The 15920-nt window shown below is 33.3% G+C and carries 15 protein-coding genes; 13 read left to right on the forward strand and 2 right to left on the reverse strand.

Translation table 11 applies throughout. The annotated features are described in order from the left end of the window. The first annotated feature begins 13 nt into the window (after positions 1–13). From GMA11_RS01870 to GMA11_RS01905, 8 genes are all read left to right on the forward strand, one after another. Positions 14–1486, forward strand: coding sequence for a TrkH family potassium uptake protein (locus GMA11_RS01870; RefSeq protein WP_163545508.1), 1473 nt, complete (start codon positions 14–16; stop codon positions 1484–1486). 60 nt (positions 1487–1546) lie between these two features. Beyond that, positions 1547–1936, forward strand: coding sequence for a hypothetical protein (locus GMA11_RS01875; protein WP_163545509.1), 390 nt, complete (start codon positions 1547–1549; stop codon positions 1934–1936). A gap of 97 nt (positions 1937–2033) precedes the next feature. Then, a complete protein-coding gene (sufC, locus tag GMA11_RS01880) occupies positions 2034–2807 on the forward strand; it encodes a Fe-S cluster assembly ATPase SufC (RefSeq protein ID WP_163545510.1) in 774 nt (257 codons plus the stop codon). A 4-nt stretch (positions 2808–2811) separates the two neighbouring features. Continuing rightward, positions 2812–4068: a Fe-S cluster assembly protein SufD gene (gene sufD / locus GMA11_RS01885; protein WP_370516561.1), complete on the forward strand. Its 1257-nt coding sequence runs from the start codon at positions 2812–2814 to the stop codon at positions 4066–4068. A 16-nt stretch (positions 4069–4084) separates the two neighbouring features. After that, positions 4085–5326 (forward strand): aminotransferase class V-fold PLP-dependent enzyme, encoded by a 1242-nt coding sequence (locus GMA11_RS01890; RefSeq protein ID WP_163545532.1) that lies wholly within the window; start codon positions 4085–4087, stop codon positions 5324–5326. Continuing rightward, positions 5301–5741, forward strand: coding sequence for a Fe-S cluster assembly sulfur transfer protein SufU (gene sufU / locus GMA11_RS01895; protein ID WP_163545512.1), 441 nt, complete (start codon positions 5301–5303; stop codon positions 5739–5741). The genes GMA11_RS01890 and sufU overlap by 26 nt, the downstream gene beginning before the upstream one ends. Continuing rightward, complete coding sequence (gene sufB / locus GMA11_RS01900) at positions 5734–7128, forward strand: Fe-S cluster assembly protein SufB (RefSeq protein WP_163545513.1); 1395 nt, start codon at positions 5734–5736, stop codon at positions 7126–7128. The genes sufU and sufB overlap by 8 nt, the downstream gene beginning before the upstream one ends. 85 nt (positions 7129–7213) lie before the next feature. After that, entirely contained in the window at positions 7214–8098 is an 885-nt protein-coding gene (locus GMA11_RS01905; RefSeq protein ID WP_163545514.1) for a DMT family transporter, read from the forward strand. 132 nt (positions 8099–8230) lie between these two features. Here GMA11_RS01905 and tenpIN read toward each other — a convergent pair whose 3' ends face one another. Together tenpIN and GMA11_RS01915 are read right to left on the reverse strand one after the other, a co-directional pair. Beyond that, entirely contained in the window at positions 8231–8713 is a 483-nt protein-coding gene (gene tenpIN, locus GMA11_RS01910; protein WP_163545515.1) for a type III toxin-antitoxin system TenpIN family toxin, read from the reverse strand. A gap of 427 nt (positions 8714–9140) precedes the next feature. Continuing rightward, positions 9141–10331: a MalY/PatB family protein gene (locus GMA11_RS01915; RefSeq protein WP_163545516.1), complete on the reverse strand. Its 1191-nt coding sequence runs from the start codon at positions 10329–10331 to the stop codon at positions 9141–9143. Positions 10332–10503: 172 nt separating this feature from the next. On the opposite strand from GMA11_RS01915, the gene GMA11_RS01920 reads away from it, so the two are divergent. The 5 genes from GMA11_RS01920 (at position 10504) to GMA11_RS01940 (ending at position 15542) form a co-directional block, all read left to right on the forward strand. Next, positions 10504–11556 (forward strand): phosphate/phosphite/phosphonate ABC transporter substrate-binding protein, encoded by a 1053-nt coding sequence (locus GMA11_RS01920; protein ID WP_163545517.1) that lies wholly within the window; start codon positions 10504–10506, stop codon positions 11554–11556. 82 nt (positions 11557–11638) lie between these two features. After that, complete coding sequence (gene phnC / locus GMA11_RS01925; protein WP_163545518.1) at positions 11639–12394, forward strand: phosphonate ABC transporter ATP-binding protein; 756 nt, start codon at positions 11639–11641, stop codon at positions 12392–12394. A gap of 1 nt (position 12395) precedes the next feature. Beyond that, positions 12396–13217 carry a phosphonate ABC transporter, permease protein PhnE gene (gene phnE / locus GMA11_RS01930; RefSeq protein WP_163545519.1) on the forward strand — a complete coding sequence of 274 codons (822 nt, stop codon included), beginning with the start codon at positions 12396–12398 and terminating at the stop codon, positions 13215–13217. Positions 13218–13221: 4 nt separating this feature from the next. After that, positions 13222–14037, forward strand: coding sequence for a phosphonate ABC transporter, permease protein PhnE (gene phnE, locus GMA11_RS01935; RefSeq protein WP_163545520.1), 816 nt, complete (start codon positions 13222–13224; stop codon positions 14035–14037). 2 nt (positions 14038–14039) lie between these two features. Further along, positions 14040–15542, forward strand: coding sequence for a bifunctional UDP-sugar hydrolase/5'-nucleotidase (locus tag GMA11_RS01940; RefSeq protein ID WP_163545521.1), 1503 nt, complete (start codon positions 14040–14042; stop codon positions 15540–15542). The last annotated feature ends 378 nt before the right edge of the window (positions 15543–15920 follow it).

A 15920-nucleotide genomic window follows, 5' to 3' on the forward strand; every position in this document is an offset into this window, starting at 1 on the left:
GCAGGCTCAGAAGATGAATCGAAAAATTATTATTTATTTAATAGGAAAATTATTACTAGTTGAAGCATTATTATTATTGGCACCACTTTTTGTATCCCTAATTTATCAAGAAGATTGGAAATACATATCGGCTTATTTAATGACCATAGGATTATTACTCTCATTAAGTTGTATCATGTCATTAAAAAATCCAAAAGGCATTACACTACGTGCTAGAGATGGTGCTGTTATTGTCGCATTGGGTTGGATTTTACTCGCCTTTTTTGGAGGTTTGCCATTTGTCTTTTCAGGAGATATTCCATCTCTTGTCGACGCATTTTTTGAAACAGCAAGTGGATTTACGACAACTGGTTCCAGCATTTTAACAACACTAGCTCCATTGTCCAAATCAAATTTATTTTGGAGAAGTTTTACTCACTTAATCGGCGGTATGGGTGTGCTTGTTTTTACGTTAGCAATTTTGCCAGATTCTAAAGCAGATTCCGCACAATTACTGCGAGCTGAAGTTCCCGGACCTGTTTTTGGAAAACTCGTATCGAAATTAAGCGATACAGCACGTATTTTATATGCGATTTATTTATCTTTAACCCTTATTTTAATACTTATTTTAGTATTAGGTGGCGTACCGTTATATGACTCAATGCTATTATCATTCGGTACAGCAGGAACAGGCGGTTTTGCCATTAACGATGCAGGATTTTCTATTTATGCCAATCCAGCTTTTGTTGAATACGTGATTGGTATTGGTATGCTTATATTTGGTATTAACTTTAATTTATTCTTTTTAATGATGATTGGTTATGCCAAAGCTGCTTTTAAAGATGAAGAGTTACATTACTATTTAGGTATCGTTATTATTGCCATTTTACTGATTACGCTATCTTTAGCACCAAATTGGGCTACGCTAGAAGAAACGTTTAGACATGTGTTGTTTACAGTAGCATCTATTGTCACGACAACGGGATATGCAACAGCTAACTTTGGAGAATGGACATTGTTTGCTCAAGTGATTGTGTTAATTTTAATGTTTATTGGCGGCTGTGCAGGTTCTACGGCAGGGGGTATGAAAGTATCTCGTATTGTGATGTATATAAAAGAAGCTGTTTCTGAAATGAAGCGTTTAGGGCATTCAAACCGTATTGTAACGACAAAATTCAATGGGAAAGCATTACGAAAATCAGATAGTACAAAAGTATCGAATTATTTACAAATATATCTATTAACCTTTATTCTTTTATTGATTTGTGTGTCTATTGAAGCCCCAGATTTTCTAACGGCATTTTCAAGTGTTGCAGCAACATTTAATAATATAGGCCCTGGATTAGCAGCGGTTGGTCCTATTTCTAATTTTGCATTTTACTCGGATATGACAAAAATCATTTTATCGTTGAGTATGATAGCAGGACGTTTGGAAATATATCCAATTATTATTTTATTGGCGCCATCAACGCTTAAAAAATTATTTAAAGGAAATAAAGCTCATTAGTATGAACTGATGAGCTTTTTTTGATATAATAAGAAAAAGTACTCTAAGGAGTGGAAACGAATGAAAATAGTAAAAAAAATTATTTTAGTATTAGGTGGATTAAGTGCTGTAGGATGGATTTTTACCCTTTTGTCAGCATATCATATCTTACCAGAAATAGCTCATTCCTTTATGCTTATACAAGGGACAGTCGTTCTGACTGGGATGACGTGGCTATTATATTTAGGAGTTGGGTTATCGAATGTTTTTTATGCAAGAAAACATGAGATACACGTGGAACAAACGACAAAATTGACGACACGTATTGTATCGTATGCGATATATGCATTGATATATTGCCTTTTGAAAAAGTTAAGTGTACAAGACTTTTTTGCCTATTTTCTCATGATGTGTGTCTTATTTTTACCAAGCGCTTTTCTATTCCCTTATTATCTCTTAAAAAGAAATTAGCATCTTTTATAGATGCTTTTTTTGTAAAAGCAAAAGCTAGCTTATTATTAGGAATTATTATAAAATAAAGACGATAAAATTTGAAAAGAGGTATAATATGTCTATTTTAGAAATTAAAGATTTACATGTATCAATTGAAGATAAAGAAATTTTAAAAGGTGTCAACTTAGTCATGAAAACAGGAGAAATTCATGCCGTAATGGGACCTAATGGAACAGGTAAATCAACTCTATCAGCAGCGATTATGGGGCATCCAAGCTATACAGTAACAAAAGGTGAAATTTTACTCGATGGTGAAAGTGTTTTAGATATGGAAGTAGACGAACGTGCAAGAGCTGGATTGTTTTTAGCCATGCAATACCCAAGTGAAATTGCAGGTGTGACAAATGCTGAATTTATGCGTGCAGCCATGAATGCAAGACGTGATGATGATAATAAAATTTCCGTACGTGATTTTATTAAAAAATTAGATGAAAAAATGGCTTTATTAGACATGCCTGAAGAAATGGCAGAACGTTATTTAAATGAAGGTTTCTCTGGAGGAGAGAAAAAACGTAATGAAATTTTACAATTATTGATGATTGAGCCAACATTTGCTATTTTAGACGAAATCGATTCTGGTTTAGATATTGATGCCTTAAAAGTTGTCTCAAAAGGTGTGAATGCAATGCGTGGTAATCGTTTTGGGTCATTGATTATTACACACTATCAACGCTTATTGAATTATATCGAACCAGATATTGTTCATGTGATGATGGGTGGAAAAATTGTGAAAACAGGTGGCGCAGATTTAGCGAAACGTTTAGAAGCAGAAGGATATAAAGGTATCCGTGATGAGTTAGGCTTAGATATTGAGATTGATGGAGAATAATAGAATGGATACATTACAAACATTTTCTATGTTAAAGCAAGAACCTGAGTGGGCAATTGCACAACGGACACAAGCATACGGATTATTAGACACATTAGCATTACCTATTATTGAACGTGTGAAATTTAATCGTTGGCATTTGTTTGATACAATGATTGATTCAGATGAGCAAAGTGATGAAACAGGATATGGTGTTTTAACGAATTTAGAGCATGATAAACCATTATTAGTACAATATGGAACACGTACTGTTTTTGAACAATTACCTACATCGTTGGTTGAACAAGGTGTTATTTTAACAGACCTATTCACAGCAATGCAAGAATATCCAGAGTTGGTACAAGCCCATTTAAACACTGTTGTAGCAGTTGATGAGGATAAATTAACAGCATTTAATCGTGCGTATATGAACAGTGGTGTGTTTTTATATGTTCCAAAAAATGTCGTGATTGAAGAACCTATTCAAACGATTTTATTACAAGACAGTAGCATTCAAGAAGCCTTTGTTAAACACGTTCTGATTGTTGCCGATGTGAATAGTCAATTAACATACGTTGAAAAATTAGAAACATTTGGCAATAAGAAAAACACAGCGAATATTGTGGTAGAAGTAATCGCTAAAGACGGTGCAAAAATAAAATACGCTGCCGTTGACAGACTGGGTGAACAAACACATGCGTATATCAATCGTCGTGGACGTATCCAAAAAGATGCAGATATTAACTGGGCGATAGGTGCTTTAAATGACGGTAATGTCATTGCCGATTTTGATTCCGATTTAGTAGGTACCGGTTCGACAAGTCATGTAAAAGTTATTGGTATTTCAACTGGTAAACAAGTGCAAGGGATTGACACACGTGTGACAAATTATGCTAAACATTCCGTAGGGCATATTTTACAACATGGTGTTATTATGGATAAATCAACGCTAACGTTTAATGGTATTGGACATATTATTAAAGGAGCAAAAGGAGCAGATGCACAACAAGAAAGTCGTGTGTTAATGTTATCTCAATTTGCTAGAGGAGATGCCAACCCAATTTTATTGATTGATGAATGTGATGTGACAGCAGGGCATGCAGCAAGTGTCGGACAAGTGGATGAAGAACAATTATTCTATTTAATGAGTAGAGGTTTAAGCCAAGATGATGCAGAAAAACTTGTTATTCGTGGTTTTTTAGGTGCTGTTATTACAGAAATTCCAATGCGTGATATTCAAAAAGAAATGATTGACGTGATTGATCATAAGCTAGGTGAATAGTATGGATAATAGTATTATGGATAATAGTATGGATATAAAAAAGGATTTTCCCGTATTAAATCAATCTATCAATGATGAACCTTATATTTATTTAGACAGTGCAGCTTCTTCATTTGTGCCACTTCCTGTTCAAGAAAAAATAACAACATTTTTAAATACGACGTATGCGAATGTGCATAGAGGTGTGTACACAACGGCATACCAAGCAACGCAAGAGTATGAAACAGTCAGAGATATTGTGAAAAACTTTATTCATGCTACGTCTGAAAAGGATATTATTTTTACAAGTGGTACAACAGATAGTTTGAATATAGTCGCAAAAAGTTATGGTGAAAGTATACTACAAGAACAAGATGAAATTTTTGTATCTGCTTTAGAGCATCATGCAAATTTAGTTCCTTGGCAAGAATTGGCGAAAAAAACAGGTGCAAAATTGATTTTTATGCCTCTATTAGAAACAGGCGAAGTAGATGTTAAGGCTGTATCAAAAATGGCGACACATCGCACCAAAATAGTGGCTGTGACACATGTATCCAATGTTTTAGGTGTTCATAATGATATAGAAACATTAGCCAATATAGTTCATAATGTAGGTGGTGTTATCGTTGTTGATGGAGCACAATCTACACCACATCTGTCTGTTGATGTAACCCATTATGATTTTTATGCTTTTAGTGGACATAAATTAGGAGCGTTGAATGGAATAGGCGTTCTGTATGGTCGTCATGAATTACTTGAAAAGATGCCACCAATCACATTTGGAGGCGATATGATTGAATATGTAGGCGATATGGAAAGTACGTATCAAAAAACACCTTATAAATTTGAGGCGGGGACACCAAATATTATTGGTGCGATTAGCTTAGGTGCCGCTATTGAATATATACAACAATGTGATATGGATACTATTCGACAATATACACAGCAGTTAACAATGGCTGCATTACATCAGTTACAGACTATACCGGATGTACTGATTTATGGGCATGAAAAAGGCTATAATGGTGGAAGCATCATTAGTTTTAACTTAAAAGGTATTCATCCTCACGATGTCGCAACAGCTTTAGATATGGAAGGCGTTGCTGTTCGTGCAGGGCATCATTGTGCACAACCTTTGATGCGACAGTTAAATGTCACAGCAACAGTTAGAGCAAGTTTTTATATATATAATACCAAAGAAGATGTGGATCGTTTTGTTGAGGCGGTCAAAAAAGTAAAGGAGTTTTTTACGAATGGTCGCATTGAAGAAATTAGATGATTTATATAGACAAGTGATTTTAGATCATTCAGCACACCCACGACAATTTCGTAAACAGATTGAAGAAACAGACTCTTTAGAAATGTTAAATCCAACGTGTGGAGATGTGATAACTGTTCACATTCGTGCCAAAGAAAATCGTATTGAAGACATCTCGTTTTCAGGAGAAGGATGCACCATTAGCAAGGCAAGTGCTAGTATGATGTGTGAGTTGTTGAAAGGCGAAGATGTGGCACTTGCAAAAGAAAAAATCAAATCATTTTTTGAACTTGTGCAAGGGCACGATGTGGGGATTGATTTAGCAGATGCTGAATTATTGCAAGGTGTATCCAAATTTCCAACACGTATTAAATGTGCTACATTGAGTTGGAAAGTGCTAGAAACATTATTAGAAAGGTTGGAAGAAAATGAGTGAAGTACCTGCTTTAGCAGAATATAAATTTGGATTTAAAGACGATGCTGAAATATTATATTCGACAGGACAAGGATTGTCTGAAGCGGTTGTTCGAGATATTTCTCAACAAAAAAATGAACCGGAATGGATGCTAGACTATCGTTTAAAATCTTTGAATTTATTTTATAAATTAGATAAACCAACTTGGGGTGCCGATTTATCTGAACTTGATTTTTCAGATATTACATATTATCAAAAAGCGAATGAAACAGTGGCAAAATCATGGGATGATGTGCCAGAAAAAATTAAAGAAACATTTGAACGAATTGGTATTCCAGAAGCTGAGAGAGCTTATTTAGCAGGTGCAACTGTACAATATGAATCTCAAGCTGTTTACCATAGTATGAAGCAAGAATTTGAAAAATTAGGGATTATTTTTACGGATACAGATACTGCATTGAGAGAATATCCTGACATTTTTAAAGAACATTTTGGAACAGCTGTTCCTGCTTCGGATAATTTTGAAGCGGCATTGAATGCGGCAGTATGGTCTGGTGGGACATTTATTTATGTGCCAAAAGGTGTTAAATGTGATGTGCCATTACAAACTTATTTTAGAATTAACAATGAAAAATCTGGACAATTTGAACGGACACTGATTATTGTTGATGAAGGTGCAAGTATTCATTATGTAGAGGGATGTACAGCACCAACCTATTCAACAGCAAGCTTACACGCAGCTGTTGTTGAAATTATCGTTAAAAAAGATGCGTATTGTCGTTACACAACTATTCAAAACTGGTCAAACAATGTCTATAATTTAGTAACAAAACGTGCCATTGCGCATGAAGGTGCAACAATGGAATGGATTGATGGAAACTTAGGTGCCAAAACAACAATGAAATATCCAAGTGTTTACTTAAACGGACGTCATGCTAGAGGAACAATGTTATCCATTGCTTTTGCTGGAGAAAATCAAGTACAAGATACAGGTGCAAAAATGATACATAATGCTCCACATACATCTAGTTCTATTGTATCAAAATCCATTGCTAAAGACGGTGGAAAAGTAAATTACCGTGGACAAGTTGTTTTTGGAAAAAAATCAGAAGGATCTATTTCGCATATCGAATGTGATACGATTTTAGTTGATGATAAATCTTATTCAGACACTATTCCATTTAATGAGTTACACAATGGAAAAGTTTCGCTAGAACACGAAGCAAAAGTATCTAAAGTTTCAGAAGAACAATTATTCTATTTAATGAGTAGAGGGTTATCTGAAAGTGAAGCAACAGAAATGATTATCATGGGCTTTGTCGAACCATTTACAAAAGAATTGCCAATGGAGTATGCCGTCGAGTTAAACCGATTGATTGCCTATGAAATGGAAGGTAGCGTTGGGTAAAAATAGAAATCGTGTTGGTGTCTTTGCTAGACATCAACACGATTTCTTATAAAGATAGTGAATAAGACATATCTGGAGAGAAACAATGAAAAGTAAAAAATATACATTAATGATGATTAGTTCGATGACAATTTTTGGGACAATTGGTGTTTTTAGACGCTATATTACACTTCCGTCCAGTCTTATATCACTTGGTAGAGGATTTATTGCGGTTTGCTGTTTGTGTCTTTTTCTAGTTGTCACACGTAAACCGTTAAATTGGCGTTTCCTTTATCAAAAGCGTTATTTACTACTATTATCAGGTGCTCTTATTGGTTTTAATTGGATTTTATTATTTGAAGCACTACAATATACAACAGTTGCAACAGCCACTGTATGCTATTATATGGCGCCTATTTTTGTCTTAATTGCATCGCCATTTGTTTTAAAAGAACGTTTAAATATTGCACAGTGCATGACTATTTTAGTTGCTTTATGTGGCATGATATGTGTATCAGGTGTGTTTAACACATCCATTCAAAGTATAGACGATATAAAAGGTATTTTATGTGGGTTAATGGCAGCTATGATGTATGCGACGGTCATAATGCTTAATAAGAAAATGAGTGAGATTGATGCTTACGACAAGACAATGACACAATTAAGTATTGCTACACTCGTCTTATTTCCTTATGTGTTATGTACTGAAAATTTATCTCAAATAAAAGTCGATACATTAAGTATCGTGATGTTACTTTTACTTGGTGTACTTCATACAGGTATTGCTTATGCCATGTATTTTGGAGCTATTAATCAATTACCTGCACAAACGGTTGCATTATTAGGCTATATTGATCCAGTTGTAGCGGTATTCATATCTAGTTTTATATTAAAAGAGCATATTGGTTTATTGGAGTATATTGGTGCTGCTCTTATTTTAGGTTCTATGATGTGCCATGAATATATCAGTACAAAAAATAGCAGCATATAAGCTGATATAATTTGAGAAAAAGAGATTGTCTTAACAGTAAATCAATAGATTTAATATGACTCAAAAATGCTTGAAATCAACTTGTTGAATGTGTTGATTTCAAGCGTTTTACTTATTTTTCAGGGTAGTTTCTCAAAAAATTTGTAGTATATCATGAAAATATTTTAACGTTGAATAGGAATATCTTTTTTTATATTCTTGACTATTTAATGCTATTTTATTTTGTGCATGATTGATATAGTCATCTAAATATTTGGTTGCTTCAGAAATGATACGCTCTGAATGATGCATTGCCTCAACATATTCATCTTTATCTATAAGAATATGACTCGTACTTAAATATTGAGTAGCATTTTTTACGATCACAATTTTTGAATAATCCAGACCAGATGAAACATGACGTGAACGAACGGTATTTTTAAAATGATACCCATTTTTATGTTTCATATGGCTTCGAAATGGAATACAGATAAAATAGTCTTTATATTCAACTATAATACAATTATAAGTACGATTTCCATGAGGTTTTAGAAGTTCTGGGAAAGAACTATTAGGGTAATCATTGTAGAAATCACTTGTTAATGTATATAGTGCTTGTTCGAATTGAATTGTCACATTTTATTCCCCTTTTTGTTACTAAAAAACGATAGAGAAAACTCTATCGTTAACATCGTTTCGGTTAATTTTTATTTGGCAAAGGAGTCAGAACCGTCACTCCTATCATCAATTCGGTCAATTTTTATTTGGCAAAGGAGTCAGAACCGTCACTCCTATCATCTTTTAACGATGTTCTCTATTTAAAGTATAGTATTAAAATGATATTTTGTCAAAGTAATCGTATTTATTGTTAATCGACTGTTTGCTATTTGTAAAACCGTATCGATAGATATAAATATAATACATTTTTAGATTGTCTTAACAGTAAATCAATAGATTTAATATGACTCAAAAATGCTTGAAATCAACTTGTTTAATGTGTTGATTTCAAGTAACTTATAAATAATTCTAATTCTTTATTTTTTACTTTTGAGAGAACGGCATTTTAATGTTCATATCGAGATAGACTGTCTTTTAAACGATGTAAAGCATCTATAAGAGTAGAGGTAGGGCAAGCTAAATTTAAACGTTCAAAACCATAGCCTTCTTTCCCAAAGGTATAGCCTTCATTGCAAAAAACAAATGCGTCTTGTCTTAATAGATTTTGTAATGTTGTGGTTGAAAAACCATATGCCGAAAAATCAAGCCATTGTAAGTAAGTCCCTTGTAATGCATAAACTTTAACTTTAGGAAGATGTGTTTCCATAAAATCTTTGACTGTTAAATGGTTTGTCCAAATCAATGCTAGAAAAGCCTCTAGCCATTGTTTTCCTTGCGTGTATGCTATAGCCGTTGCTTGCATACCAATCATATTGGCACTAGGAACGCCGTGTATTAGTTGTGTATGTGTGAACCGTTCTCTTAATGTTTCATTTGGAATAATAATGCTCGAAATTTGCAATCCAGCAAGGTTAAAACTTTTACTTGGTGCTGTGCAGACAATGCATTTTTGCTCAATTTCTTTGGATAAGGTTGGTAATACATGATGTGTATGATTTGGCATGATTAAATCATAATGAATCTCGTCTGAAACGATGAGCACATCATACGTTAAAGCAAGAGAAATGATTTTGTCCAGTTCTTCCTTTGTCCATACACGTCCAACAGGATTGTGAGGGCTACACAAAATCATCAATGTTGTTTCTTTTAAAGACATTTTTTCTTCTAAATCTTGAAAATCTATATGGTACGTTGGAAAATCGTTGATAAGTGACGATGCTAATACTGTTCGACCAGTATGTAGAACCGTTTGTTTAAACTGTGGATAAACAGGTGTCATAATCAGTACATTGTCATTCGGCTGTGTAAAAGCATAGATAGCAGAGTGTAATGCTGACACAATGCCTGGAGATGTCGCAATCCACTCTTCTTCTATATCCCAGTTAAATTGGTCTTTATTCCATTGTTTAATGGCTTTTTTGTAGTCCGGTGTCATTGTTGTATAGCCTAGAACCGTTTGTTGAATATACTCTTGTAAACCCTCTACGATTTCCGGTGCTGTTTTTAAATCTGCATCAGCCACAGAAAAAGGGGAGATATGTTCAGGAATATTCGTTGCCCATGTGTGCATCAATTCCCATTTTTTTGATGATTGTGTTTGACGATTGATGAGTGTATCAAAATCGTATGTTTGCATATAATCACTCCTTTTTCTCATTGTAACATAATTTAAGTATTATTTGGTGTGATATGAAAAAGCATTTCATTGTTAGATAAACATATTTATATGGTTTTGTATTTTTTTTCAGTTCCAAATATGGTATACTGCGGTAAGAACTATAAAATTCATGTTAGTTTTAGGAGGAAGTATGAAAAATTTGAAGAAAACATTAGTCTTTATTTTAGGACTTATTGTGACACTAGGTATGTTAGGGGCTTGTAGCTCTAAAAAAGAAGAGATGAAATCATCTGATGGAAAAACAGTTATTGAAAAATTATCCATTGGTTTTGTACCGTCAAGAGAACCTTCTGAAATTGTAACAGCCACTGAACCTTTAAAAGAACTATTAAAAGCACAATTAGCAAAATCAGGATATGATGTTAAAAACATTGATATCACAGTTGGTACAAGTTTTGAAGCTGTTGGTGAAGGATTAAATGCAGGAACATTAGACGTTGGTTTTATTCCAGCAGGAACTTATGTTTTATACAGAAATGGTGCAGAAGTATTATTAACAGCAACTCGTAAAGGATTATCTATTGACGATGCTTCAGCAAAAGCTTGGAATGACAATAAACCAACGAAAAAAGCTGATACACAAGCAACTTCTTATCGTTCATTGTTGATTGCTGGTCCGTCTGAAAAAGGACAAGCGATTGCGAAAAAAGTAAATGCAGGCGAAACATTAACATGGGATGATGTGAAAGATTTGAAATGGAGCGTTATGAACCCAACATCTCCTGCTGGATACATTTACCCAACATTATGGTTAAATAAAACATTTGGTAAAACAATTAAAGATTTAGGCAATAATGCTGTTATCAGTGATTCTTATGGTTCTGCTTTTGCTCGATTAGCTTCTGGCCAAGTAGATGTATTAGCAACTTATGCAGACGCTAGAACAGACCAAGAGAAAAAATGGAACGAAAGTTACTCAAGAGAAATGAGTATTTGGGAAGAAACAAATGTTATTGGTGTAACAGATGCTATTTATAACGATACAGTAAGTGTTTCTAAAAAATCAAAAACTGTAACACCTGAATTTAAAACAGCTTTAGCAAATGCTTTAATGGAAATTGCAAAAACAGAAGAAGGTAAAAAAGTTATCGCTGTATATAGTCACGAAGGATACCAATTAGCAAAAGATGCTGATTATGACAATGAAGCAAAAGCTCAAGACATCGTGAAAAACTTAAAATAGGAAATTGTTGACATAACATGAATTTTTAGGGAGAGAGTGTTCCTCTCTCTCTTTTTTAAGCATGAAGAAAGAGAGAAGTAGTATGATAGAGTTTAAAAAGGTAAGTAAGACATATCCAAATGGCACAAAAGGATTGATTGATGTTGATGTAACCATTGAACAAGGAGAGTTTATTGCGATTATTGGATTGTCTGGATCGGGTAAATCAACATTTATTCGTTGTGTAAATAAAATGCATGATATTACATCTGGAGAACTATTTGTGAATGGACAAAATGTACAAAAAATTACAGGTAGAGATGTACGTAAATTTAGACGTAATATTGGTATGGTATTCCAATCTTTTAACTTAGTGACAAGAACAACTGTGATTAAAAATGTTTTAACAGCATTTGTCCCAGAATTATCAGGATTCAGAAAATTCTTTGGTATTTTCCCAAGAGAATGTAAGATAAAATCATTAGAGGCACTAGATAAAGTGGATATGTTTGAAAAAGCTTATGTACGTGTCGATCAATTATCAGGTGGGCAACAACAACGTGTGGCACTTGCTAGAGCATTGGCACAAAACCCAGAAATCATTTTAGCAGATGAACCAGTTGCTGCGTTAGACCCAGTGACATCTAATCAAGTAATGGACGATTTTAGACGTATCAATAAAGAAAATAATATCACGATTTTGTTAAACATTCATGATGTTGATTTAGCATTAAAATACTGCGATAGAGTGATTGGAATCAATAAAGGGCATATCGTATATGACGGAAGTGCCAAAGATGTCACAAAAGATATTTTAGAAAAAATTTATCAAAAAGATTTATTTAGCAATGGAGAGTAATATGAAAACAATAAAGGATAGTCTAATTTTTAATGAACAAATTGTTTTAAACAATGGTAAAACAATTTTAAGACCGCGTTCTAAAACACCTTTACTGATACTCGGCTTATTGATATGTATTATCATTTCTTTACATGTGACACAATTTGATGCCGATGTTTTTGAAAACTCTGCTAATTTCTTTGATATTTTAGTCAGCATGTTTCCACCGGATATGGATTATACAAATGATGTGTTGCCTCCTCTTTTTGATACAGTGAAAATGTCTTTTGTAGGGTCGTTTTTAGGAGCTGTTTGCTCTTTACCAGTAGCTATTTTAGCGGCAAATAATATTACAAAAAATAAATTTATCAACGGCTTTTTCAAACTGTTTTTAAGTGTTCTTAGAACATTACCGTCGCTTGTTATTGCCTTAATTGCAACATATATTTGGGGATTAGGGACATTTGCAGGAACAGTGGCTATTTTTATTTTTTCTTTATCTTATGTTGGTAAGTTATTGTATGAGTCTATTGAAACAGTTGATATGGGCGCTTTTGAATGTATGGAGTCAATGGGCTTTACACGATTTTATGCATTTAGATATGCTGTTTTACCGATTATTTTACCGTCATTTATTTCTACAGCATTATTTAATTTCGAAGGAAATGTTCGTTACGCAGCCATTTTAGGATATGTTGGTGCAGGTGGTATCGGATTGATATTAAACGAAAAATTAGGGTGGAGAGATTACTCTAAAGTGGGTACCATTATTGTGTTATTGTTAATAACTGTCTTTATTATTGAAACAGTAAGTGAGCATTTTAGAGATAGATTGGAGTAAATGTATGAATCGTGAAAAGATAGAAGAAAAATTACAAAAAGAACCTAAGTCGTATATGTATATCTTATTGATTACGGTTATTGTTTTAGGTTTATTGATTTGGTCGTCATCTGCAATAAAAAAAGGTGATACAACAGGAGATTCTTTAAGTGTTGCCAGCAATATTATGGGTGGTATTTTAAATCCAGATTGGCATTTTTTATTCAGATTAGATAATAAGGGTGTTTTATACTTGTTATTTGAAACAATTTGTATTGCATTTTTAGGAACAATTATTGGTGCGATTATTTCTATACCATTTGCTTTTTTATCTGCTAAAAAAATTGTTTCTAAATATGTAGCATGGATTGGAAAATTATTAACGATGTGTGTTCGAACAATTCCAGCATTTATTTATGGATTGATGTTTATTGGTGTTACAGGTCCCGGAGCATTAGCAGGTGTTTTTACAATGTCTGTTGTATCTGTTGGTATGGTGACTAAATTGTATATTGATGCCATTGAAGATTTAGATTTTGGGATTATCGAATCTTTATCAGCGATTGGGTGTACAAAAGTGGAACAAATTCGTTACGGTATTTTACCACAATTATATTCTAAACTAATTTCCATTGTTATTTATCGTTTTGACATGAATTTAAGAGATGCTGCGGTTCTAGGTCTTGTTGGTGCCGGAGGTATCGGAGCACCGTTGATTTTTGCGATGAATAACTATCGTTGGAATGAAGTGGGCTCTATTTTAGTTGGGATTATTATTTTAGTCTTAATCATTGAAGTCTTTTCAAATAAAATTAGAAGAAAACTAGCAAGAGGGTATTAAACATGTTTAAAATACTTGCCACAACAGATGTACACGGTAATTTATTAGCGTATGATTTTGTTACATCAAAGCAAGCAATTAAAGGATTATCTAAATTTTCAACTTATTTAAAACAACAAAGAGCTTTACATCATGTGATTTACATTGATAATGGCGACATCAATCAAGGAACACCTCTTGTCACGTATGCCAATAGTTATGTTCCAGAAAATATCTCTGCCAAAGCTTTAAATTTATTATCTTGTGATTTTGTTAATATTGGGAACCATGATTTTAACTATGGAAGTGATTTTTTATATCGTTATATTCAAGAAAATCAGGCAAAATGTGTTACGAGCAATGTATTTTATAAAAACCAGCCTATTGGGCAAACACATGTGATAACATGTGATGAGAAAAAAATTGGATTAGTAGGTGTTGTGACAGACTATATTGAACATTGGGAAAATCCAAACAATTTAACCCATTTAGATATTTTAAGTGTTATTGATACCGTCAAAAAAGAAGTAGCACATATTCGCCAAGAAGTAGATTATGTTGTCGTCGTTTACCATGGTGGGTTTGAACGAGATATTGAAACAGGAGAACCCACAGAAAGATTGACGGGCGAGAATGTAGGTTATGCATTATGTACAGAAATTGACGGGATTGATGTGCTGATTACGGGGCATCAACATCGCCAATTAGTTGGGAAAATCAATGGTACACATATTATTCAAGCTCCAGACGGCTGCTTTAAATGTATGGAAATTACTTTTAGTGATACCATTTCAGTTAATCTTATCGACGTATCTGAGTATGAAGTAGATACTGAATTTGAAAATTACTTTAAGAATGAACTTGATAAAACAGAAAACTGGCTAGACACAGAAATTGGTACAACTAATCTTAAAGATTGTTACATTAAAGATATTAAACAGGCACAATTGACAAAGCACCCTATTACTGCTTTTATTAACCAAGTGCAAATGACTTATATGCAAGCCGATATATCTGCATGTTGCTTATTTGATGTCATGCCGGGATTTGGTGATACGTTAAAATATAGAGATATTATTTTAAATTACCCATTTCCAAATACGCTTGTTTTGAAAGAAATGACAGGACAACATATTATGGATTATTTAACACAACTGTCACAGTATTGGGTGGTTAAAGAAGATGCTATTGATATCAATCCAAAATTTTTATACCCAAAACGAGAAGTATATAATTATGATTTATTAGACGGTATTACTTATACGATGAATATTTCAAAGACAAAGGATAATTTTATTAGTGATGTGTACGTCAAAGGAGAACCGCTTATTTTAGAGAAGACATATAAATTAGTCTTAAATAATTATCGTGCAACGGGTGGTGGAAACTTTGCCATGTTCCCAGAATTAAAAACAATTAAAGAAGACACACACGATATTGCTGAGATTTTAATCGACTATGTGAAAGAAAAACGACACATTGTCATTACTGATGAACAAAATATCCGTTTGACTGTTGTAGACTAATATAAAAAGATGTTGGTAGATTTTATCCACCAACATCTTTTTATATTAAAGGATTAAGATAAGTGCTTGCTAATTTTAGAATGTGTATTTTAATGAAAAAATTTAGTGAATGGTTAATATCGTTCAAAGCCAAGACGATTTGATGAATAATCTAAAAAAGACAGCTAATTTACTGTCTTTTTTGCTCCATTATTTATTTTTTGGCTGTATAATTTTTAGGGTTGATGGCATAAGCCAACAACCCTAATTTTATGTAGACAAAAAGGCAATTTTCTCTTAAATTAAAAGTACCACCAAATAATAAGGAGAAATTGCCTATGTCTAATATAACAGAAATCTTACTACAATTAAAGGATAAAAACATCACATTTGATCATG

Source organism: Granulicatella sp. zg-ZJ, assembly GCF_010892355.1.
Lineage (GTDB): Bacteria > Bacillota > Bacilli > Lactobacillales > Aerococcaceae > WM01.

Bases quoted from the DNA above. Each gene is read 5' to 3' on its own strand.
- GMA11_RS01870 (WP_163545508.1), top strand. From the start codon at position 14: ATGAATCGAAAAATTATTATTTATTTAATAGGAAAATTATTACTAGTT.
- GMA11_RS01875 (WP_163545509.1), top strand. From the start codon at position 1,547: ATGAAAATAGTAAAAAAAATTATTTTAGTATTAGGTGGATTAAGTGCT.
- sufC (WP_163545510.1), top strand. From the start codon at position 2,034: ATGTCTATTTTAGAAATTAAAGATTTACATGTATCAATTGAAGATAAA.
- sufD (WP_370516561.1), top strand. From the start codon at position 2,812: ATGGATACATTACAAACATTTTCTATGTTAAAGCAAGAACCTGAGTGG.
- GMA11_RS01890 (WP_163545532.1), top strand. From the start codon at position 4,085: ATGGATAATAGTATGGATATAAAAAAGGATTTTCCCGTATTAAATCAA.
- sufU (WP_163545512.1), top strand. From the start codon at position 5,301: ATGGTCGCATTGAAGAAATTAGATGATTTATATAGACAAGTGATTTTA.
- sufB (WP_163545513.1), top strand. From the start codon at position 5,734: ATGAGTGAAGTACCTGCTTTAGCAGAATATAAATTTGGATTTAAAGAC.
- GMA11_RS01905 (WP_163545514.1), top strand. From the start codon at position 7,214: ATGAAAAGTAAAAAATATACATTAATGATGATTAGTTCGATGACAATT.
- GMA11_RS01915 (WP_163545516.1), bottom strand. From the start codon at position 10,331: ATGCAAACATACGATTTTGATACACTCATCAATCGTCAAACACAATCA.
- GMA11_RS01920 (WP_163545517.1), top strand. From the start codon at position 10,504: ATGAAAAATTTGAAGAAAACATTAGTCTTTATTTTAGGACTTATTGTG.
- phnC (WP_163545518.1), top strand. From the start codon at position 11,639: ATGATAGAGTTTAAAAAGGTAAGTAAGACATATCCAAATGGCACAAAA.
- phnE (WP_163545519.1), top strand. From the start codon at position 12,396: ATGAAAACAATAAAGGATAGTCTAATTTTTAATGAACAAATTGTTTTA.
- phnE (WP_163545520.1), top strand. From the start codon at position 13,222: ATGAATCGTGAAAAGATAGAAGAAAAATTACAAAAAGAACCTAAGTCG.
- GMA11_RS01940 (WP_163545521.1), top strand. From the start codon at position 14,040: ATGTTTAAAATACTTGCCACAACAGATGTACACGGTAATTTATTAGCG.